At 65.9% G+C, this 21,304-nt stretch carries 21 protein-coding genes; 14 read left to right on the top strand and 7 right to left on the bottom strand.

Annotated features, from left to right (window positions below; genetic code table 11):
• Complete coding sequence (locus ACSQ27_RS14050) at positions 1-2,115, bottom strand: transglycosylase SLT domain-containing protein (protein ID WP_436156098.1); 2,115 nt, start codon at positions 2,113-2,115, stop codon at positions 1-3.
• Positions 2,116-2,125: 10 nt separating this feature from the next.
• On the opposite strand from ACSQ27_RS14050, the gene ACSQ27_RS14055 reads away from it, so the two are divergent.
• Positions 2,126-2,764, top strand: coding sequence for a 5-formyltetrahydrofolate cyclo-ligase (locus ACSQ27_RS14055; RefSeq protein ID WP_436156099.1), 639 nt, complete (start codon positions 2,126-2,128; stop codon positions 2,762-2,764).
• Between the two features lie 661 nt (positions 2,765-3,425).
• Here ACSQ27_RS14055 and ACSQ27_RS14060 read toward each other — a convergent pair.
• Positions 3,426-3,815 carry a RidA family protein gene (locus tag ACSQ27_RS14060; protein ID WP_436156100.1) on the bottom strand — a complete coding sequence of 130 codons (390 nt, stop codon included), beginning with the start codon at positions 3,813-3,815 and terminating at the stop codon, positions 3,426-3,428.
• Positions 3,816-3,962: 147 nt separating this feature from the next.
• Here ACSQ27_RS14060 and ACSQ27_RS14065 point away from each other — a divergent pair, with 147 nt between their 5' ends.
• The 8 genes from ACSQ27_RS14065 (at position 3,963) to ACSQ27_RS14100 (ending at position 13,333) form a co-directional block, all read left to right on the top strand.
• Entirely contained in the window at positions 3,963-5,519 is a 1,557-nt protein-coding gene (locus tag ACSQ27_RS14065) for an ABC transporter substrate-binding protein (protein ID WP_436156101.1), read from the top strand.
• A 183-nt stretch (positions 5,520-5,702) separates the two neighbouring features.
• Positions 5,703-6,644 carry an ABC transporter permease gene (locus ACSQ27_RS14070; RefSeq protein ID WP_436156102.1) on the top strand — a complete coding sequence of 314 codons (942 nt, stop codon included), beginning with the start codon at positions 5,703-5,705 and terminating at the stop codon, positions 6,642-6,644.
• Between the two features lies 1 nt (position 6,645).
• Entirely contained in the window at positions 6,646-7,485 is an 840-nt protein-coding gene (locus ACSQ27_RS14075) for an ABC transporter permease (RefSeq protein WP_436156103.1), read from the top strand.
• 25 nt (positions 7,486-7,510) lie between these two features.
• A complete protein-coding gene (locus tag ACSQ27_RS14080) occupies positions 7,511-8,590 on the top strand; it encodes an ABC transporter ATP-binding protein (protein WP_436156104.1) in 1,080 nt (359 codons plus the stop codon).
• A complete protein-coding gene (locus tag ACSQ27_RS14085) occupies positions 8,587-9,579 on the top strand; it encodes an ABC transporter ATP-binding protein (RefSeq protein WP_436156105.1) in 993 nt (330 codons plus the stop codon). Before ACSQ27_RS14080 ends, ACSQ27_RS14085 begins: the two co-directional genes overlap by 4 nt.
• Before the next feature lie 17 nt (positions 9,580-9,596).
• Positions 9,597-10,889, top strand: coding sequence for an alanine racemase (locus tag ACSQ27_RS14090; protein WP_436156106.1), 1,293 nt, complete (start codon positions 9,597-9,599; stop codon positions 10,887-10,889).
• A 63-nt stretch (positions 10,890-10,952) separates the two neighbouring features.
• On the top strand, positions 10,953-11,864 hold the full coding sequence (locus ACSQ27_RS14095; protein ID WP_436156107.1) for a MurR/RpiR family transcriptional regulator: 912 nt from the start codon (positions 10,953-10,955) through the stop codon (positions 11,862-11,864).
• Positions 11,861-13,333: an N-acyl-D-amino-acid deacylase family protein gene (locus tag ACSQ27_RS14100; protein ID WP_436156108.1), complete on the top strand. Its 1,473-nt coding sequence runs from the start codon at positions 11,861-11,863 to the stop codon at positions 13,331-13,333. The genes ACSQ27_RS14095 and ACSQ27_RS14100 overlap by 4 nt, the downstream gene beginning before the upstream one ends.
• 99 nt (positions 13,334-13,432) lie before the next feature.
• Here the strand turns inward: ACSQ27_RS14100 and ACSQ27_RS14105 are convergent, their stop codons facing one another.
• The 3 genes from ACSQ27_RS14105 to ACSQ27_RS14115 are packed head-to-tail and all read right to left on the bottom strand — an operon-like array spanning position 13,433 to position 15,447.
• Positions 13,433-13,906 (bottom strand): hypothetical protein, encoded by a 474-nt coding sequence (locus tag ACSQ27_RS14105; protein WP_436156109.1) that lies wholly within the window; start codon positions 13,904-13,906, stop codon positions 13,433-13,435.
• 22 nt (positions 13,907-13,928) lie between these two features.
• Positions 13,929-14,456: a hypothetical protein gene (locus tag ACSQ27_RS14110; protein WP_436156110.1), complete on the bottom strand. Its 528-nt coding sequence runs from the start codon at positions 14,454-14,456 to the stop codon at positions 13,929-13,931.
• Positions 14,457-14,463: 7 nt separating this feature from the next.
• Positions 14,464-15,447, bottom strand: a complete 984-nt coding sequence (locus tag ACSQ27_RS14115; protein ID WP_436156111.1) for a LysR substrate-binding domain-containing protein — start codon at positions 15,445-15,447, stop codon at positions 14,464-14,466.
• Positions 15,448-15,597: 150 nt separating this feature from the next.
• Between ACSQ27_RS14115 and ACSQ27_RS14120 the strand changes: the two genes are divergently transcribed.
• Positions 15,598-16,233, top strand: coding sequence for a DUF2917 domain-containing protein (locus ACSQ27_RS14120; protein ID WP_436156112.1), 636 nt, complete (start codon positions 15,598-15,600; stop codon positions 16,231-16,233).
• Between the two features lie 77 nt (positions 16,234-16,310).
• Here ACSQ27_RS14120 and ACSQ27_RS14125 read toward each other — a convergent pair whose 3' ends face one another.
• Positions 16,311-16,781: a TfoX/Sxy family protein gene (locus tag ACSQ27_RS14125; RefSeq protein WP_436156113.1), complete on the bottom strand. Its 471-nt coding sequence runs from the start codon at positions 16,779-16,781 to the stop codon at positions 16,311-16,313.
• 102 nt (positions 16,782-16,883) lie between these two features.
• Here ACSQ27_RS14125 and ACSQ27_RS14130 point away from each other — a divergent pair, with 102 nt between their 5' ends.
• A complete protein-coding gene (locus tag ACSQ27_RS14130) occupies positions 16,884-17,447 on the top strand; it encodes a gluconokinase (RefSeq protein WP_436156114.1) in 564 nt (187 codons plus the stop codon).
• A gap of 20 nt (positions 17,448-17,467) precedes the next feature.
• Here the strand turns inward: ACSQ27_RS14130 and ACSQ27_RS14135 are convergent, their stop codons facing one another.
• The gene (locus ACSQ27_RS14135; RefSeq protein ID WP_436156115.1) at positions 17,468-18,370 is read right to left on the bottom strand and encodes a LysR family transcriptional regulator; all 903 of its coding nucleotides are present in this window, start codon (positions 18,368-18,370) and stop codon (positions 17,468-17,470) included.
• An 89-nt stretch (positions 18,371-18,459) separates the two neighbouring features.
• Between ACSQ27_RS14135 and ACSQ27_RS14140 the strand changes: the two genes are divergently transcribed.
• Genes ACSQ27_RS14140 through ACSQ27_RS14150 form a run of 3 tightly spaced genes read left to right on the top strand, consistent with a single transcriptional unit; the run spans position 18,460 to position 21,231 of the window.
• A complete protein-coding gene (locus ACSQ27_RS14140; RefSeq protein WP_436156116.1) occupies positions 18,460-19,833 on the top strand; it encodes an acyclic terpene utilization AtuA family protein in 1,374 nt (457 codons plus the stop codon).
• Positions 19,830-20,219, top strand: coding sequence for an AtuA-related protein (locus ACSQ27_RS14145; protein WP_436156117.1), 390 nt, complete (start codon positions 19,830-19,832; stop codon positions 20,217-20,219). The genes ACSQ27_RS14140 and ACSQ27_RS14145 overlap by 4 nt, the downstream gene beginning before the upstream one ends.
• A gap of 13 nt (positions 20,220-20,232) precedes the next feature.
• Positions 20,233-21,231, top strand: a complete 999-nt coding sequence (locus tag ACSQ27_RS14150; RefSeq protein WP_436156118.1) for a Bug family tripartite tricarboxylate transporter substrate binding protein — start codon at positions 20,233-20,235, stop codon at positions 21,229-21,231.
• Positions 21,232-21,304 lie beyond the last annotated feature (73 nt).

Consider the following 21,304-nt stretch of genomic DNA (forward strand, 5'->3'; position numbering starts at 1 on the left):
TTAAGGAAGATCCTTGTAAGGCTCGGGCTGCGCCGCATCGCGCGGCCCCACTGTGCTCAGCCTGGCTTTCAGCGATTGCGGCCGCCCCGTCAGGATGGCCGCGTAGTTGGTGGTGTTGGAGAGCACTTTTTTCACATAGTCGCGCGTCTCGCTGAAGGGAATGCTCTCGGCCCAGATGGCCGCGTCCAGCACCGGGCCGTTGCGCCAGGTGCGCGGCCGGCCGGGCCCGGCGTTGTAGGCGGCGGCGGCCATGGGCATGGAACCGTTGAAGTCGTCCAGTGCGAACTTGAGGTAGGCCGTGCCGATCGCGATGTTGGTGTCGCGGTCGTTGAGCTGGTCTTGCGTGAAGCTTTCCAGGCCGATTTTTTTGGCGGTCCAGCGCGCCGTCGCGGGCATGACCTGCATCAGGCCCGAGGCGCCGACGCCGGAGCGCGCGTCCATGATGAAACGGCTTTCCTGGCGGATCAGGCCGTAGACGTAAGCCGGGTCCAGGCTGATGGACTGGGCGCGTTTGGTCACGGTTTCACGGAAGGGCATGGGGAAGCGCTGGTCGAAATCGATCTCGCCCTTGGTGCGCTCGCTGGTGTTGATGCAGCGGTCCCAGATCTGGCGGTCGCAGGCGAACTGGGCGGCCGCCAGCAGGTCGCGGTCGCCCATGCCGCCGCGCTGGTGCAGGTTGGTGCTGTAGTTCCACTCGCGCGTGCCTTCGGGGCGCAGGCCTATGGCGATGGCGTAGGCGGCGCGGTTCAGGCCCGGATTGAGCCGCGCGGCCTCTTTTTCTTCCGGCGTCAGTGCTGCGGGTTTGGCCGGCACGGTGATCTTCTGGCCGGTTTCCTCGAGCGCCAGCTGCTCATAGAAGCCGCGCGCCGAGGCGAAGGACTGCAGCAGGGCCAGGGCCTCGGCGCGCTGCGGCGAAATCGTGATGCCGGTGGGGATGGTCTGCGCCACGCCGGGCGTGGTGGCCACGACGACCGGCTTGGGCGCGGCATCGGGCGGTGCGGTGGCCAGCAGTGCGCGCGCTTTCCAGTAGCTCCAGGTCGGGTCCTTGCGCGCGTCCTCGCTCATGGCGTTGACGGCTGCCAGCACCAGCGTCCAGTTGGGCTGTGTGCCCGCGCGCAATGCCGCCCGGACTTTCCAGCCCAGCATGTCGTCGCTGAGGTCGGTGTCCTTGGTGACGTTCGCAAAGTATTGCAGTGCGTCGCCGGCCGGGGTCGCGCCCAGTCGCGTGGCGGCCTGCCGGCCTATCACGCCCCAGACCCAGTTGCGCTCCTCTGTGTTCAGCTGCATGCCCCATTTGTTTTCCAGCTGGAAGGCCGCGCCCTCGATGTCGCTGATCGCCATCTTGATCAGTGCCAGGGTGATGATTTCGCGCCGCGACTTGCTTAGCGCGAGGTGCTTGCCGGCCAGGAACTTGATGGGGCTGGCGTTCAGGTCGTTGACCATGCCCGCGGCGTCGGGCGCGACGATCTGCACGGCGGCCGCCGCCGCGCGCGGGCGGTTGGCTTCGGTGGCCAGCCTGGCCTTGACCCAGGCGTCTTGCGGCTTGAGGTTTTTGGTGGCTACCAGCCGCTCGGCGGCCGAATTGCAGCCGTCGTCGGCCTCGCGCTGCGCATACCAGTTCTTTTTGACTTCATCGGCCAGGCGCGCGTCGGCGACCGGGTTTTTGAGGTGCTCGATCAGCAGTGCGTAGCAACGAACCTCCTTGTCGTCGTTCATCCGGTAGTTGGGATATTCAGCGGCAAAACCGGCCCAGTCGCGGCGCTGGCCCAGCAGCAGCAGCCAGTCGTTGCGCAGGCGGTCTTCCTGGTAGGTGCCGGCGTAGCGGCTGAAAAAGTCCTGCACCTCCTGAGCGCCGGCCTCGCCCAGGCGCAGCTTGAGCTCCCAGTAGGCGGCCCAGGGCTCCAGCGCATGGCCGCGGGCCTGCGGCAGCAACTGCGCCAGCCGGCTCCTGTCGCCGCGTTTGAAGGCCTTGTTCATCTCGACGATCACAGTGTCGCCCGCGGTGGCAGGTGCCTGCGCCGCGGCTGGGGCCAGCAGCGAGAGAGAGGCCAGCACGCCGAAAACAGGCGCCAGGGCCGTCGCCCGCAAGGGGCTGATAAGAAATTTGTATAGCATCTGGGACATTATGGACAAATTAAGTACTCGCAAGGCGCTGGTCGAAGCGCGACTGAACATGCCAGACCGCCTGGAGCGCGCCGACCTGCTACAGCGTGTGATGCGCATCTGGCTGGTCGGTTCCACCCATGAGGTGATAGGCGCCTACTGGCCCATCAAGGGGGAGTTCGACCCGCTGCCCGCGCTGTACCGCTGGCAGGAAGACGCGATCCTGAGTCAGGATTCCTCGTCAAACCCGGCGCTGGCCGAGGTGGAGACTGCCCAACTGGCCACCGAAAGCATCGCGGCCCGGTCGCCGCGCAAGATCGGCCTGCCGGTGGTCAACAAGCTGCACAAAACCCTGACCTTCCATGCCTGGTACCCCGGCTGCCCGATGGAGGAAGACGCCTACGGTATCCCCAAACCCAAGGACACCGAGGTGATTGTTCCGACCCTGCTGTTCGTGCCCTGCGTGGGGTATGGGCCGGGGGGGTACCGGCTGGGGTATGGCGGGGGGTTTTATGACCGGACGCTGGCGACTTTGCAGCCGCGGCCGTTTACGGTTGGGCTTGGGTATGCGCAGGGGTGGCTTCCCGACATGGAGCCCGAGCCTCATGACATTCCGCTCGATGCGATCCTGAATGACAAGGGTGTGGTCTGGCCGGTTTGATTGGCCGGGTCTTGCTCCGGCCTTTGCGCTTGTGTTTCCTCCGTTCTCTTTGCTGAGGGCGGCTGGCCGGGAGTGGCCCGGCGGCCAGTAACTTTCTTTTGCTTCGCCAAAAGAAAGTCACCAAAGAAAAGGCGACCCGCAGTCTGGGTCCCTACGCTTCGCTGCGGGCAACCTGCGGTGCTCGACTACGGCGGGGTCTCGCGCAAACTCGCTTCGCTCAAACAAGCGCGATCCCTGATCCGCCTACGTCTGCGCTCCTCGGCCCAGCCAGGACGGGGCAATCGGGATCGGGGACAAAAGACAAAGAACCAAACCAAGGCAAACAAGGACTCGCCAAGGCGAGTCCTTGTTTCTTCAGGTATTCAGTATCTGGATTTCTTCTCCCCGCTCCCACCCCTTGTGGATGCGCCGAGGAGCGGAGGTTCAGGCGGATCAGGGATCGCGTTGTCTGAGCGAAGCGCAGCGTAGCGAGTTTAGCGAGACCCCGCCTGAACCGAGCACCGCAGGTTGCCCGCAGCGAAGCGAAGGGACGCAGCAACCAGGGTCGCCTTTTCTTTTGCTTACTTTTCTTTTGGCGAAGCAAAAGAAAAGTGAGTAGCCGCCGGGCTACCCCCGGCCAGCAGAACTCAGAAGAGGGAGCGCCCGCCGGAGCAAGACCGGCTTAGCCCTTGGGCTTGTAAGCCACCACATCAATCTCAACCTTCGCATCGACCATCAAGCGAGCCTCGGTAGTAGACCGAGCCGGCTTCCCACCCGTGAAGTAGCTCATATAGACGCGGTTGAAGCTGCCGAAGTCGCGCGCGTCCTGCAGCCACACCGTCGTCTTGCAGACGTCGTCCAGCGTGCAGCCGGCCAGGGCCAGCGCGGCCTGGATGTTTTTCATGACCTGGCGGGTCTGCACCTCGATGCCGCCCTGCACGATTTCGCCTTTTTCGTCGCCCGGCACCTGGCCGGAGACATAGACGAAGTCGCCGGCGAGCACGGCGGGTGAAAACGGGCGGGGCTGGTGGTCGGAGGCCAGCGGGGGATTTCCTAAATACTCCAGAGGCATAAAAAACTCCTTTCAAAGTCTTGATGGACGGTAATTTTGAAAAATATTTTCAGAAAATCACCCTTTATTCGGGTTTATCCTGAAAAATACCATTTATAGACCAATTAATCTTCGTTTGTGAAATTTAACTTCAATCAGGAGTTGTTTATGACCCGTGGAATTCGCATGCACCGCCGCACCGCCTTGTCTTCCCTGCTGGCCTTGGGGGCGGCTGGCGCCGGCTTCGGCCCCGCCGCCGCGCAGGGCAGCAAGTCGGCCCTGAACCTGGCCATGGTGGCCGAGCCGCCGACGCTGGACATCCAGTCCACGCCGGCCGACCTGGTCTGCATCATCATGCAGCACGTTTACGAGCCGCTGTTCACCTTCGATGCCAAAGCGGCGTTGGTGCCGATGCTGGCCGAGGCCATGCCCAAAATCTCGGCCGACGGCAAGCTTTACACCATCGCGCTGCGAAAAGGCGTCATGCTGCACAGCGGCCGCGAGCTCAACGCCGACGACGTGGTGGCCAGCCTCAAGCGCTGGATGGACGTCTCGCCACGCGGCAAGTCGGTGGCCGTGCAAGTGGCCGACCTGACGGCCAAGGGACCGCTCACGGTGGACATCACGCTGAAGAACGCCTACGCGCCGCTGCTCTCGCAGCTGGCCATGGCCTCGGGCATGGCGGCCATCATGGCCAAGGAGTCGCTGGCCCAGCCGCTGCGCGAGTACGTGGGCACCGGGCCCTACAAGTTCAAGGAGCGCAAGCCCGACCAGTACGTGCTGCTCACCCGTTTTGACGGCTACGTTGCGCGCAAGGAAGCTGCCAGCGGCTACGGCGGCAAGCGGGTGGCCGTGGTGGAAGAGCTGCGCTTCGTGCCGGTTCCCAATGCCAACACGCGGGTGGAAGGCGCGCTGGCCGGCCAGTTTCACTACGCCGACCTGCTGCCGATCGAGGCCCTGCCGCGGCTGGAAAAATCCGGCGGCAAGGTGGTGCCCATCATGACGCCGTCTTTCGGCTTTCCCTACTTGGTGTTCAACACCAAGGAAGGCTCGCTGGCGCACCAGCAGGTGCGCAAGGCGGTGCAGACCGCGCTCGGCGAAGGCGAGATGCTGGCGGCGGGTTTTGGCGACACGCGCTTTTTCATCGCCGAGGGCAACCATTTCCCCAAGGGCACGCCTTTTTATTCGACCGCCGGCACCGCCGCCTACAACGAGCGCGATGCGAAGAAGGCCAAGAGCCAGGCTGAACAGGCCGGTTACAAGGGCGAGCCGGTGCGCATCCTGACCAGCCGCCAGTACGACTTCCACTACAACATGGCGCTCATCATGGCCGAGCAGCTCAAGCGTGCCGGCTTCAAGGCGGAGCTGAACGTGGTGGAATGGGCGACGCTGCTGCAGCGCCGCGCCGACCCCAAGCTGTGGGACATCTACATCACCCACTCCGGCCTGTTCCCCGAGCCCATGCTCTCGCCGCCGCAGCTGGGCGACGGCGCGCCGGGCTGGTGGAGTTCGCCGGCCAAGCAGGAGGCGCTGACCGCGCTGAACCAGGAATCCAACCCGGCCAAGCGCGGCGCGCTGTGGGGCAAGGTACAGCAAGTGGTTTACGACGAAGTGCCCTACATCCAGGTCGGAAAATTTGCCAGCCTGTCGGCGCGCGCACCGGCGCTGCAGGGCTATACGCCTTATACCTATCCGTTCTTCTGGAATACCAGCCTGAAAAGCTAGCCCCCACGCTTGTCGCTTCGAGCCTGCGGCGCGCTGCCCCTTTCCTCACGTATGGGGGCCGTCCGCCTGCGGCCCGGCAAAGCCGGTTCCGCGACTCCGCTGGTTTTGGCCGGATGTGTGAGCTTGATCTGGAGCTTTTCGGATGAATAAAGAGATTTCACCTTTTATGGACAGAACAAGGTCATGACCCGCTATTTGTTGTCGCGTCTCATGGGCATGGTGGTTGTCATGGCCATCGTGGCGGTGCTGGTGTTCATCCTCACGCGAGCCGCCCCGGGCGACCCGATTGCGGTGTTGCTGGGCGATCAGGCCACGGCCGAGGACATCGCCCGGGTGCAGAAGGTTTACGGGCTGGACAAGCCCCTGCCGGTGCAGTTCGTGTTGTGGATCCGCGAACTGGCCCACGGCAACCTGGGCGAATCGATCTTTTTGCAGCGACCCGTGACCCAGGCGCTCTGGGAGCGGGCCGAGCCCACCGCTTTGCTTTCGCTGATGGCGATCGCAATCGCCGCGCTGATCGGCGTGCCCTGCGGCATCGTCTCGGCGGTATTTCGCGGCAAGGCCATCGACCAGGCCTTTACCGGCTTCGCGATGCTGGGCGCCAGTGTGCCCAGTTTCTGGTTCGGCCTGGTGCTGATGCAGATCTTCGCGGTCTCGCTGGGCTGGTTCCCGGTCTCGGGCTATGGCGAACCGGGCGCCTCGCTGGCCGCCCGCATCCATTGCCTGGTGCTGCCTGCCGCGGTGCTGGGCGTGCTGAACTCCGCGCTCATCATTCGTTTTACGCGCGCCTCCATGCTGGACGTGCTGGGCGAGGACTACGTGCGCACCGCGCGGGCCAAGGGTTTGTCTGAAAACGTGGTGGTGCTCAAGCATGCGCTGCGCAACGCGCTGGTGCCCATCGTCACCGTTCTCGGCTTGACGGTCGCGCTGATGATAGGCGGCGCGGTGGTGACGGAGACCGTGTTCGGCTTGCCGGGCGTGGGCAACCTGGTGGTGAGCGCGGTGATACGGCGCGACTACCCGGTGATCCAGGGTGCGCTGCTGGTGGTGGCCGCGATCTATGTCGTCATCAACTTCGCCATTGACCTGCTCTACACCGTGGTCGACCCGCGGGTGAAATACTGACATGCAGATGCCGTTGATTCTCCGCAAGCTGTTCCGCCGCCGCATCGTGTTGGCCGCGGCTATCGTCCTGGCGCTGGTCGTCCTGGTGTCGCTCTTCGCCGGCCCCCTGAGCGGCCTGGACCCGAATGAAACCGCCGTGAGCCAGCGGCTGTCCCAGCCTTCGCCCTCCCATTTGTTCGGCACCGACGAGCTGGGGCGCGACCTCTTTGCCCGTATCGCCTTCGGCGGCCGCTACTCGCTGACCATCGCATTGCTGACCGCGCTGGGTTCGGTCGTCATCGGCACGCTGTTCGGCCTGGTCGCGGGGTTTTTTCGCAGGCTCGACGCACCGGTGATGCGGGTGATTGACGCCATGATGTCCTTTCCCGACATCCTGCTGGCGATCGCCCTGGTCGGCATCCTTGGGCCCTCGATGCTGAATGTGGTGCTGGCCCTGGTGCTGGTCTACACGCCGCGCGTGGCCCGCGTGGTGCGCGCTTCCACCCTGGTGGTGCGCGAGCTGCTGTTCGTGGAGGCCGCGCGCGCCGTCGGTGTCTCCACCGTGCGCATCCTGCTGCGCCACATCCTGCCCAACCTGATGTCGCCCATTCTGGTGCAGGCCTCCTTCATCTTTGCCTACGCCATCCTGGCCGAGGCCGCGCTGTCCTTCCTGGGTGTGGGCGTGCCGCCCGAAATCCCGACCTGGGGCACCATGGTGGCCGGCAGCCAGCAGTACGCCCACCAGGCGCTGTGGATCGTGCTGTTCCCGGGGCTGGCCATCATCCTCACCGCGCTCTCGCTGCAACTGCTGGGCGACGGCATTCGCGACTTGCTGGATCCGCGCCTGAGGAAATCGATGTGAACCCGTCGATCATAAAAACCACCCCATGAATTCCCCCACCCCTCTTCCAATCGGCACGCGCGCAACCGGCACGCGCCTTGACGTGCGCCACCTCAGCACCTTCTTCGACACCGACGAAGGCCTGATCCGCTCGGTCGCCGACGTGAGCTTCAGCATCCGCCCCGGCAAGACCACCGCGCTGGTCGGCGAGTCCGGCTCCGGCAAGTCGGTGACCAGCCTCACGCTGATGCGCCTGCTGTCGCGCACCGCCTCCACGCAAGTCAGCGGCGAGGCCATGTTCACCAACCGCGCCGGCCAGGTGCTGGATCTGCTGTCCTTGCCCGAAGCCGACATGCGGCGCATACGCGGCAATGAGATCGCGATGATCTTCCAGGAACCCATGACCAGCCTGAACCCGGTCTTCACCGTGGGTGAGCAGATCGCCGAATCGGTGCGCCTGCACATGGGCCTGGACGGCAAGGCCGCACTGGCCCACGCGCTGCGCATGCTGGAGCTGGTCGAGATACCGGCCGCCGCCCAGCGCCTGCACGAATACCCGCACCAGCTTTCGGGCGGCATGCGCCAGCGCGTGATGATCGCGCTGGCCATGGCCTGCAACCCGACGCTGCTGATCGCCGACGAACCCACCACCGCGCTCGACGTGACCATCCAGGCGCAGATTCTCGAACTCATGCGCCGGCTGCAGGCCGAGACCGGCATGAGCATCCTCTTCATCACGCACAACCTCGGTGTGGTGGCGCACCATGCCGACGACGTGGCCGTCATGTACGCCGGCCGCATCGTCGAGGCCGCCCCGGTGCGCGAACTGTTTGCCCAGCCGCGCCATCCGTATACCCAAGGCCTGTTGGCCTGCCTGCCGGCGCAGCAGCGCAAGCGTGAACTCGCCAGCGGCCAGACCGGCACCAAGCGCCGGCTCTACGCGATTCGCGGCCAGGTCTCCAGCCCGTTGGCGCCGCCGCCGGGCTGTGCTTTCGAGCCGCGCTGCGACCTGGCGATACCGCCCTGCCGCGACGCCATGCCCGCGCTGCTCGCCGCAGGCCCAACCCGCAGCGCACGCTGCATACGCGTGGAAGAAACCGCCACGGCCACGGTGGAGGCTGCATGAGCACCCCATTAATTGAGGTGAAAAACCTCCAGCGTTATTTCGGCGCGACCGCCAAGCCGGTGCGCGCGGTTGACGACGTCTCTTTCAGCATCCAGCCCGGCGAAACCCTGGGCCTGGTCGGCGAATCCGGTTCAGGCAAAAGCACGATTGGCCGCACCTTGCTGCGCCTGATCGAGGCCACCTCGGGCCAGGTGCTGTACCGCGGCGAAGACCTGGGCACAGCATCCGGCAGCCGCATGCGCGCATTGCGCAGCAAGCTGCAGATGATTTTCCAGGATCCGTATGCCAGCCTGAACCCCAAGATGCGCGTCAAAGACATTTTGGGTGAAGCGCTGCAAGTGCACGGGCTGGCCAAGGGTAAAGAAGCTCAGGCCAAACGCATTGCCGAGCTGCTCGAACTGGTCGGCCTGCGCGCCGAGCATGCCAGCCGCTACCCGCATGAGTTCTCCGGCGGCCAGCGCCAGCGCATAGGCGTGGCGCGGGCCCTGGCGGTGGAGCCCGAGTTCATCGTGGCCGACGAGCCGCTGTCGGCGCTCGACGTGTCCATCCAGGCGCAGGTGGTCAACCTGCTGTGCGACCTGCGCGACCGGTTGTCGCTGACCATGCTGTTCATCTCGCACGACCTCGACGTGGTCGAATACCTGTGCGACCGCGTGGTCGTGCTCTACCTGGGCCGCGTGATGGAAGTCGCGCCCACGGCCCAGCTGTTCGAGCGTCCGCTGCATCCTTACACCCAGGCCCTGCTGGCCGCCTCGCCCAAGCCCGACCCCGAGCACAAAAGCGAGCGCATCGCGCTCAAGGGTGACATCCCCAGCCCGGTCAACCCGCCTTCGGGCTGCGTGTTCCGCACGCGCTGCCCGCATGCGATAGACGCCTGCTCCGTCACGCGGCCCGAGCTGCGCGACATGGGCCACGGCCGCTTCAAGGCCTGCATACGCGACGACCTGGCAAACTCCGAGGCCATGGTGTCCGCACTGGCCGCCGCCTGACCTTCACGAAAAACTCCATGAGCACATTGCAAGACCTCCTCGACCCGCAACTCGACCGTTCCTTCAAGGGCTTCCCCCACAACAGCGGGCCGGTGCGCCGCTCCGACATGGGCAAGCAGGGCTGGAACGTGCTCAAGGGCGACCTGCCGCTGCCGCTGGCCGTCATCAAGCAGTCGGCCATGAAACACAACCTCGGCTGGATGCAGCGCTTTGCCAAAAGTCAGGGCGTGGACATGGCGCCGCACGGCAAGACCACCATGTCGCCGCAACTGCTCAAGCGCCAGCTCGACGAAGGTGCCTGGGGCCTGACCTTCGCCACCGTCGCGCAGATGCGCGCCGGCATCACCGCGGGCGCCACGCGCCTCATCATCGCCAACCAGGTCGTGAACGCCATCGACCTGGCCGGCATTCAGGGCATGCTGCGCGAATACCCCGGCCTGCGCATCGTCTTCCTGGTGGATTCCACAGCCCAGCTCGCGCTGATCGAAGCCTGGGCGCGCGCCAACGACGCCGCCATGGTTGCACCTTTCGAGGTGCTGCTGGAGATCGGCGTCATGGGCGCGCGTACCGGCGTGCGCACCGAGGCCGATGCCATGGCCCTGGCCGCCGCCATCCGCACCAGCCTGGCCTGCCGCCTGGTGGGCATCGAAACCTATGAAGGGCAGGGCGCCACCGGCGATTCGGCGGCGGACAAGGCCTATGCCGATGCGCTGATGCGGCGCACCTGCGATATCGCCCTGGTCTGCGACCAGCAGGGCCTGTTCGACGGCGACGAAGTCCTGATGACGGCCGGCGGCTCGGCCATCTTCGACCTGGTCAGCGGCTGGCTCACGCCCAAGCTCTCGCGCCCGGTGCGCGGCCTGCTGCGGTCGGGCTGCTACATCACGCACGACCACGGCAACTACAAGCGCCTGGTTGGCGCCGTCAATGCGCGCCTGCACGACAGCGACGGCCTGAAGCCGGCGATTGAAGTCTGGGCCACGGTGCAGTCCTGCCCGGAGCCCGGCCTGGCCATCCTGGCCGTGGGCCGGCGCGACCTGTCCTACGACCTGGAGATGCCGATACCGCTGTCCTCGGTCAGCGCACCCGGCGCCGCGCCCGTGGCTGCCCCCGCGGACTGGAAGATCAGCGCCCTCAACGACCAGCATGCTTACCTGCGCGGCAGCGGCCCGGAGCTGGCCGCGCTCAAGGTCGGCGACCTGGTGGCGCTGGGCATTTCCCATCCCTGTACCACCTTCGACAAATGGCGCTGGATGCCGGTTGTCGATGAGAATTACACGGTGTGCGATGCACTCGTCACCTGTTTCTGACCTGTTCGACCTCCTTGCTGTAATGGGCCGCGCAGCTTTGCGCGCGCCGCAACCAAAGTCCTCATGACCTCTCAAGTTCTTGCCAAAATCGCCGACAACATCGCCAGCGCTCCTACGTCCAGGCGCAGCGTGCTGGAGTTGATCCTGCAGGACCCCCAGCGTGTGCTGGATGAAAGTTTTGAGCAGCTCGCGCAGCGCGCCGGCAGCTCGGTGCCCACCATCATGCGCACCTGCCGTGACCTGGGCTACCCCGGCCTGCGCGAATTCAAGCTCGCGCTGGCGCAGGAAATGGCCGTGGGCGGCTCGCCGCTGAACCGGCGCGTGCGCCTCGACGACGACACCCGCCAGGTGATCACGAAGGTCACCCGCGGCGCCGCCATCGTGATCAACAGCGTGCAGGCCCAGCTCAGCGTGGAAGCCACGCAGGCAGCGGCCGACGCCATCGTTGCCGGCAGCCGGGTCGACTGCTACGGTGTTGGCGTTACCTCCAACTTCATGGCCTCGGACTTGCAGGCGCGCTTGTTCCGCATGGGCCTGGCCGCCAGCAGCTACCTGGACCCGCACCTGCAACTGATCTCAGCCGCCACCATAGGCCCGCGCGGCGTGGTCATGGCCGTCACCCACGTCGGCGGCATGCCCTCTTTGCTGGAGGCGGTGGACGTGGCGCGCTCGCAGGGCGCCACCATCATCGCGCTGACGCAGCCCGGCTCCCAGCTGGCGGCGATGGCCGACATCGTGCTGGGTGTGGAGGTCGCGCCCGACCCGGTGATGCCGGTGGGCCCGGAGGCCTACCTGGCGCACCTGACGGTGATCGAAATCCTCACCGTGCTCGTGGCGCAGCGGCTGGGCGACAAGGCGGTGGACCGGCTGGCGAACATCCAGCGCACGCTGGAGACGCGCGGTGTGGACATGCACCACCATCCCCGGCTGGACTGGGACGAAAGCGCCAAGCCCGCGATCGGAAAAGTGCGATGACCCGCGCCACCCTTCTGGAAAACGGCCTGCTGGTGAACGGCACCGGCGCGCCCGCCCAAGCCGGCGACCTGCTGCTGGTGGACGACCGCATCGCGGCCGTCGGCCCGGGCCTTCGCCACCGCCTGCCGGACGGACTGGCCCTCGCCGATGTCCAGGTGCACGACTGCACCGGCCTGGCCATCGCCCCCGGCTTCATCGACGTGCACACGCACGACGACGCCATCGTGCTGAATGCACCGGGGATGTTCCCCAAGCTGTCGCAGGGGATCACCACGGTGGTCACCGGCAACTGCGGCCTGTCGGTCGCGCCCTTCGTCGTCGACCAGCCCCAGGGCGCCCTGACCCTGCTGGGCAATTCGTTCAAGTACCCTTCGGTGGACGCGTATGCGCAGGCGGTAGCCGAGGCGCAGCCGGCCGTCAACGTGGCGCCGCTGATCGGCCACACCACGCTGCGCTATGCCTGCGTCGGTGATCTCAGCCGAGCCGCCAGCGCTGATGAAGTCGCGGCCATGTGCGGCATGCTCGAGACGTGCATGGTTCAGGGCGCGATCGGTCTTTCGTCAGGGCTGTTCTATGCCGAAGCCATGCCGGCGCCGGCAGCCGAGGTGACCGCGCTGGCGCGGGTGGTGGCCCGTTACGGCGGCATCTATGCCACGCATATGCGCTCGGAAATGGCCGACATCCTGGAGGCCATGCACGAGGCCGGCGATTGCGCCTTCGAGGCCGGCGTGCCGCTGGTGATCTCGCACCACAAATGCGCCGGACCGGCCAACTGGGGCCGCACGCGCGAGACGCTGCCGCTGATCGACACCTTTGCGCAGCGCCAGGACATCGCGATGGACGTCTATCCCTACGTGGCCGGCTCGACCGTGCTGCGGGAAGACCTGGTGGACGGCGTGATCGATGTCCTCCTGAGCTGGTCCACTCCCCACCCCGAAATGATGGGCCGTACGCTGGCCTCGATTGCCGAGGAATGGGGCGTCGACCAGAAGGCCGCCTGCCGCCGCCTGCAGCCGGGGGGCGCCTGTTATTTCCAGATGCACGAGGACGACGTCAAGCGCGTCATGGCGCATCCCCTGTCCATGATCGGCTCCGACGGCTTGCCGCACGACAAGCATCCGCACCCGCGCCTCTGGGGCGCTTTTCCGCGTGTGCTGGCACGCTACTGCCGCGAGCAAAACCTCTTCTCACTCGAAACCGCGATCCACAAGATGACCGGCCTGTCGGCGCGTAACTTCCGCCTGCACCAGCGCGGCCAGCTGCAGCCCGGCTGGCACGCCGACGTCGTCGTGCTGGACCCGGCCCGCGTGCGCGACGTGGCGACCTACCAGGACCCGATTGCGGTGTCCGAAGGCATCGAGAAAGTGTTTGTGAACGGCGAGCTGGCCTATGTGGCCGGTGATGTCGATGCGGCGAACGCCAAGGTGCAGGCGCGCGCCGGGCGTTTGCTCAAACGCGGCGCTGCCTGAGCTGGGTTCCGTTCAGGCTGAGGTGCCAGATTTTGGCGGAGGGCTGGCAAGCCGGCTCCCTGTTGACTGAGACCGAAGCGTCCGTGTTTACCGATAAAGTCAAGTTTCGACTCCGAAATGCTTCCTCAGCATTTCAAGAGCGCTGGGAGTGACAACCAGTTGGTCCTGCAGGATTGCCACTGAACTCACCCATTTGCTGCCCACCTCGAGCGTATCGAAAAGCACTACGGAGATGCAGAATCGGGCTGCATCACCCACCAATAACTTCTGCAATGAAACTACGCTGAGCCAAGGGAAGTCGACCGCACGAAAGGTGAGGGAGCGAACGCCGTTCCCGTAGAAGTCTTGATTGTGAAACCACACGTCAGAGCGTTCCCATGATCCGGCCAGAGGCACCAACACTGCCTCGATCGCGTCCTGCAAATCGCCGTCAATATGCCCGTGGGCATCACCTTGCTCCTCGAAGAACTCGAACGTTCCCTTCAGCCGCTGCACTGCAGTCCAGTATTCGTCTTCAGCGGACACGACTTGAACACGCACGGATTCCTTTCGAGAGGATTTAAGGTTTGGCATGAGAGGCCTTTCGATGGAAGGGTCAGGTCTCGCTGTGCTGCGCATGAACTCGATGAGAAAGTTGTGAGACCTTCGCCGAGGCAAGCCTGGCGGCTACCGCCGAACCGAATGCCTCCGTAGCGAAATCCTTCGGCTTGCGTTTAGCAACCGCGACGTTCGCAATGGCGGCCTGCAAGGCTTGCCCGAAGGCAAGTAGTTGCAGTCGGGCTGGCAGATGCTGGACTTCAGGCCAGTTTATTCGGCCTACGCTCCAGACTTCCCGTGTCTTGTGCTTGTACCGAGTGAATCCGTCAGGCCCTGTGAAGGCCACCCCTTCGCCCCACGCCTTGAAGTCGGCAACCTCCAGGATCAGGAGGAATTGCTCAATGGATGTTCCGAAGTCCCTGGGCATAAGGTCTTCGTTAAGGAACGCATCGATCGCTGGGGTGAAAAGGCGCCAGCGACCAGGGTTGGCCTTCCAATGATCGATTGGCCAGGCGTTGCTTTGCCAATGCTGGCCGCCCAGGTGTAGTACCTCGACGCCAGTCTTGAGGAAGGTGAGGAAGCGCATTTCGGGTTCAATCCAAAGAGTCGACGGTATCCGGATCCGGCACATCCCCAATCGCTTCGCGCGTCAGCGCGGCCTGGGTTTTGAGCCAGTCGCAGAAGGCCACCACCTCGGGCCTGGCCACGTTGCGCGGGCCGACGATCAGCCAGTAACTCATGGGCGACTCCATGCGCGTCTGCGGCAGGGGCTCGACCAGGTCGCCCGAGGCCAGGCTCTCGGCGATCAGCGGCAGCCGCGCCAGCACCACGCCTTGGCCCGTCAGCGTCGCCTGCACCATCTGGTAGGCGTAATTGAAGTACAGCCAGCGCTTGGCCTCCAGCTTGGGGCTGGCGTGCTCGTCCAGCCAGCGCCGCCAGGTCAGCCATTCGAGGTGGGTCTGGTGGGCGTCGCCGGCCTCGATCAGGGTGAACTGCGCCAGGTCGTCGGGTTTCTTCAGGCGCGGCCCGCTTTTAAGCAGCCAGGGGCTGATGACGGGCGTGATCTGCTCGCCGAAAAGCCGTATCGCGTTCGGCGGCATATGGCTGGCCGGGGCGTAGCGCAGGGCCAGGTCCAGGTCCGAAATGTCCAGGTCCACCGCGACGTCGGACGCATCAATCCGGATGTCGATGTCGGGGTTGTCGCGCTGGAATCCCTCGAGCCGGGGGATCAGCCACATCGAGGCGAAGGAGGCGAAGGTGGTCAGCGACACGCTCTTGCGCCCTGCCGTCTGGCGTATCTGCCGCACAGCGTTGTCGATGCGCTCCAGCGAGGGCGTGACGGCCCGCAGCAGGATGCCGCCGGCGGTGGTCAGCTCCACGGCCCGGGTGTGGCGGTGAAAGAGGCTCACGCCCACGTCCTCCTCCAGGCCCTGGATCTGGCGGCTCACGGCCGACTGGGTCAGGGCCAGTTCTTCGGAGGCGGCGCGGAAGTTCAGGTGGCGGGCCACCGCCTCGAAAGCCCGCAGCTGGCCGGCGGAAATCGGCCGGGAACGCAGGTGTGTTTGTGAATGCAGCATGACAGTTCCAGGTAATCAGGGCAATTTGAGCCTGATTGATTGATGCGATTATGGAATGAATAGCTTACCGCGATTTCATTGGACCGCGCAAGTCCGCCGCGAGATGATTCAACCCTCATCACTCACTTTGTGCCTTTTTTGGAGAACATCATGGAACACTCAGCTTCTCACGCAGGCGACCGCTTTTTGCAACAGGCTACCGATGCCACCACCGGCCAGGTTGACGGGTTGGCGGGCTTCTGGAAGCTGGGTGCGGGACGGGCCCTGACCTTGCACGCCACCCAGGCCGGTGTGTTGCGAATTGCGCATGGCCGGGTCTGGGCCACCTTCGACTCCGCCAGCCAGGACGCCCAGGTGCGCGCCGGCGACCATTTCCTGAGCCGGGGCGAGAGCCTGACGCTCAAGGCCGGTGAGTCGCTGGTGATGGAGTCCTTCAGTTCGGGCCATGCCGCATCGGCTTATTTCAGCTGGGAGCCCAGCGCAGCCTGCGCCCCCGTGGCGCAAGCCGCCGCTGAGCCGGCCGGCTGGCGCGTTGGCGTGCTGCAACCGCTGAGCGACCTGCGCGCCGCCTTCGGCCTGGCCACCGGTGCCCTGGGGCGCCTGGCCCGCGGCCTGGTTCTGGGTGCGGCAGCCGCTGTTGCAGCGCTGCTGACGCCGCTGGCCATGGTTTTTCTCACCGCCCGCGCCCGCCCCATGGCGGCCGGCCACGACTTTGACGCTTACAAGGACGATCAGCGCCGCCATCCGCATAACTACAACGTGCTGGCCATGTCCAACCTCGTTTAGTTTCGATTTACCGTTCTAGTCAGTGGCTCCTTCCGCAAGGGAGCTTTGAACCCGCGGCCGCAAGGCTGCGGGTTTTTTTATGCGCGGCTTTTTTTGGCCGGCGCCGCCTTGGCTTTGGTTTTCGTCGCCGGTTTTGTTTTGGCCTTGGCGGGGGCTTTGGTTTTCGGTTTGGTTTTTTTGGCCGGTTTGGCCGCGCGCGCCCTGAGCGCGCAGTCCAGCGCCAGCCGCGCCCAGGGCAGCATCAAGCCTGCCGACTCCATGGCCTCTTCGGGCGCGCTGTAGTAGCCCAGGCTGTGCGCGGAACGCACGCCGTTGCGGGTCATGTCGTAAGTGAAACGCCCGCAGCCTTCGGCCTCGAACAGGCCGCGCGTGGCCTCATCGGCCTTGAGCCACAGGATCTCGCCGCCACCCAGGTCGGCCACCAGCGCGAAAGTCAGGCCGCCGGTGCTGATGCCGAAGCCGCCGAACATGCGTTTGGCGGTGCAGGGGCCCACGCCCGACAAAAGCTCGCAGCAGTAATTTGCAAAATCATTTTTGGGTGTGGCCATGCCGCGACGATAACAAAGCAGCGGCAGGCCGATCAAGCGCACTTTTGTGTCCGCTGTCACGCATGGGCGCGCGAAGCGGCCGTGCGCCGCGATAATTTGCGCATGACCGCCGCATCCCAGACCCGCTCGCTTCCCGCCTCCGGCACGCTTCCCGGCGCGCCGCCCGTGCGGGTGGTGGTGATGGGGGTGGCCGGCTGCGGCAAGTCGGCGGTCGGGCGCCTGGTGGCCGCGCAGCTGGGCTTGCCGCTGGTCGAGGGCGACGACTTCCACCCGCCCGGCAACATCCGCAAGATGCAGCAGGGCATCGCCCTCGCCGATGAAGACCGCGAAGGCTGGCTGCGCCAGCTGGGCGCCGAACTGGCGCGCCACCCCGAGGGTGTGGTGCTGACCTGCTCGGCCCTCAAGGCCGGCTACCGGGACATCCTGCGCGCCGCCGCCGCCGGCCTGCGTTTTGTGCACCTGGCCATCAGCCCGGCCGAATCACTGCGCCGTGTGGGCCAGCGGGCCGACCATTTTTACCCGCCCAGCCTGGTGGCCAGCCAGTTCGAGGCCTTGCAGGACCCCTCGTCCGAGCCCGGTGTGCTGACCCTGGCCGGCGATGCGCCGCTGGAATCACTGGCGCAAAGCGCGGTGGACTGGCTGTCCGGCGCGCGCCGCCCGGGCTGAGCCCCAACCTTCTGGCGTTATCAGGGCGTGCGCGCCTTCATGGTGTCCATCACCAGGTCGTGCAAAGCCTGCGCGGCCGCCGAGAGGCTGCCCTCCTGCCGGCGCACCAGGTAGATCTTGCGCGTCAGGCCGCTCGCGGCCAGCGGCCGCGTCACCAGGGTCTTGCGCTCAAAGTGGAACAGCGTCAGCGCGGGCACCACGCTGATGCCCAGCCCGGCCTCGACCATGCCCGCGGCGGTCGCCAGCTGGTCGACCTCGAGCACGGTATTGGCCTGCTGCGGATGCAGCGCCGCCTCCAGCGCCTGCCGCACGCTGCTGTTGCGCGACATATGAATGAACGGGTAGGGCGCCAATTTCTTGAGCGTGGGCGCCGACTCGGCCGCCAGCGGGTGGTCCTTGCGGCACACCAGGTAGAAGCGGTCGGTGCAGACCAGCCGCGTGCTCAGGCCCGCGTGGCTCACGCCGGTGGAGGCCAGCGCGAAGTCGGCCCGGCCGCTGCGCACCAGGTCCACGCAGGCGTCCGACAGCAGGTCGCTGAGGTTCAGTTCTATGCCGGGCCAGGCCTTCCTGAATTCGGCGAACACCGCAGGCAGCCAGCCGGCCGCCAACGAAGGCAGCGCCGCAATGTGCACGCGGCCCTTGCGGCGCTCCACATGGTCGTTCAGGTCGCTGAGGGCCGCGCCGAAATCGCCGACCAGGCGGCGTGCCGAGGCCGCGAAGAGGCGGCCCTCGGCCGTCAATTCGACGCTGCGTGTGTCGCGGTCGAACAGGCGCGTGTTGAGTTCGCCCTCCAGCGTGCGGATCAGCGCGCTGAAGGCCGGCTGCGACAGGTGGCAGGTGGCCGCGGCCTGCGTGAAGCTGCGCTGGTCGGCCAGGGCCAGGAAGGCGCGCAACTGCCGCAGGGAAAGGTTGGGCTGGGCCATTTATTTGTGATCCAGATCAATGGATAAGAAGTTTCGATTTTACAAATAAATACCCAGGGCCTAGATTCAGGGCTTCTGTTGCCCGCTCCATGACTGAACCCACAACTGCTCCTCTCCTGATCGGCTGCGCCGCCGGCTTTTCCGGCGACCGTGTGGACGCCGCCGGGCCTGTGGTCGACACGCTGGTCGCGCGCGGCGGGCCGGCTTTCCTGATTTTTGAAACCCTGGCCGAACGCACGCTGGCGCTGGCGCAGCTGCGGCGCCGGGCCGACCCGGACGCCGGCTTCGAGCCGCTGCTGGACGACATGCTGCGGCCGGTGCTGGCGCGCTGCCTGGCGCACAACATCCGCATCGTGAGCAACTTCGGCGCAGCCAACCCGTTGGCGGCCGCCCGCCACATCCAGGCCATGGCCGCCGGCATGGGCTTGCCCGCGCCGCGCATCGCCGTGGTGTCCGGCGACGACCTGTCGGGCGCGCCGCATGAGCCGCTGCTGCGCACGCAGCTGGGCACCGCCATGGACGGCATCCGCAAAGTGAGCGCCAACGCTTACATAGGCGCCGAGGCTATCGCCGCGGCACTGGACGCCGGCGCGCAGATCGTGGTGGCCGGGCGCGTGGCCGATCCTTCCCTCACGGTGGGTCCGGCGATGTCGCATTTCGGCTGGCGCGCCGACGACTGGGACCGGCTGGCGCGCGCCACCATGGCCGGCCACCTGCTGGAATGCGGCGCGCAGGTCTGCGGCGGCTATTTCGCCGACCCGGGCTACAAGAATGTGCCGGACCTTCACGCCGTGGGCTACCCCATCGCCGAAATCGACAGCGAGGGCCACTGTGTCATCGGCAAGGCGGCGGGCACCGGCGGCGTGGTCAACCTGGCCGGCGTCAAGGAGCAGCTGCTGTATGAAGTGCACGACCCGGCCGCCTACCTGACACCCGACGTGGTGGCCGACATCAGCGCCGCGCAAGTCAGCCTGGCCGGGCCCGACCGCGTGGCCCTGAGCGGCGTGCGCGGCCATGCGCGGCCGGCCAGCCTCAAGGTCAATGTCTGCCATGAAGGCGGCTGGCTGGCCGAAGGTGAAATTTCTTATGCCGGCCCCCGCGCTGAAGCACGCGCCCGGCTGGCTGCCGAGGTGCTGCGCCGGCGCCTGCCGGAACTGGCGCTGCGTGTGGACTTCATCGGCGCGCTCAGCGTGATGGGCGACGACGCGGGCCATTTGCTAGCGGAATCTTCCGCCGGCGATGCGCGCGACGTGCGCCTGCGTGTCGCCGCCACCCACGCCGACCGTGCGCAGGCGGAGCGCCTGCCGCGCGAGGTCACCGCGCTGTATTGCTGCGGCCCGGCCGGCGGCGGCGGCGTGCGAACCTCGCTGACGCCGCGGCTCAATACGCTGTCCTGTCTTGTCCCGCGCGAGGCGGTACCGCTCCATTTTGAGATGCTGGATGCCTTGAAGGTGACCGCATGAGTGAATCACACATCACGGTACCGCTGTACCGCGCCGCCCACGGCCGCACCGGCGACAAGGGCAACCGCTCCAACATCAGCGTGATCGCCTGGCACCCTGATCTTTACCCCGTGCTATTGGCGCAGCTGACCGAGGCTGCGGTGGCGCAGCGCTTTGCCCATAGACAGCCCACGCGCGTGCAGCGCTTCGAGCTGCCGGGGCTGGCGGCGCTGAATTTTGTGCTCGACGAGGTCCTCGACGGCGGCGTCAACGATGCGCTGAACCTGGACACCCACGGCAAGGCTTTGTCCTTCTGGCTGCTGGACTTGCCGATAGCGATTCCCGCCGCCCTGGCACCCTTGCTCGCGGGCCCGGCCCTGACGCATACCGACTGGTTTTTCAATTAAAAAAGGAGACAACATGACCCACTCAACCCCAAACCCGAACTTCACAAGCCGCATACGCCCGATGGTGCTCGCCGCCGCCGCGCTCAGCGCGCTCGCGCCGGGGCTGATACTCGCCCAGGGCTTTCCCGACAAACCCATCACCTTCATCGTGCCTTTTGCCGCCGGTAGTGCCACCGACCAGCTGGCGCGCGCCCTGGGCCAGGCCGTGACCATCGACAGCAAGGCCAGCGTGGTGGTCGACAACCGGCCCGGCGCCAACAGCTTTATCGGCGCCCAGGCGGCGGCGAAAGCCAAACCCGACGGCTATACCGTCTTCATCACCACCAACACCACACAGTCGGCCAATGAGCACCTGTTCAAGAAGCTGCCTTATGACCCGGTCAAGGACTTCGCGCCGCTCACCGCCCTGGGGCGCGGCGGCCAGATCATGGTGGTCAACCCGGCGCTGCCGGTGAGCAGCGTCGCCGACTTCATCAAGCTCGCCAAGTCCAAACCGGGCAAGCTGTCCTTCGGCAGCGGCAGTTCCTCGAGCCGTGTCGCGGGCGAGCAGTTCAAGCAGATGACGGGCACCTACATCCTGAACATTCCCTACAAGAGCAACCCGCCGGCCGTGACCGACCTGCTGGGCGGCCAGATCGACATGATGATCACCGACATGGCCACCGGCCTGCCGCAGGTCAAGGCCGGCAAGCTCAAGGCGCTGGGTGTGTCCACGCGGCAGCGCTCGCCGCTGGCGCCCGAGGTGCCCACCATCGCCGAAGCCGGCGTGAAGGGTTATGAGATGACCTACTGGTTTGCCGCCTACGCACCCGCCGGCACACCGGCCGACGTGACGGCCAAGCTCGCCGACATGCTGGCCCGCGCCGCGCGCAGCAGTTCGGCCGCGCCCTTTTACCAGTCCAGCGGCATCGAGATCTTCACCAGCAATCCCGAAGAGCTGCGCAAGTTTCAGGCGGAAGAAACCCTCAAGTGGGGAAAAATCATCAAGGCGGCGGGCATAGAACCCGAGTGAGCGGCGCCCGGCATTGGGGAAAGGGTGAGGGTTTTGGGATTCAACTATTCGTAATGCATTACGTTTAAGTAAA

Source organism: Polaromonas sp. LjRoot131, from assembly GCF_964252805.1.
Lineage (GTDB): Bacteria > Pseudomonadota > Gammaproteobacteria > Burkholderiales > Burkholderiaceae_C > Polaromonas.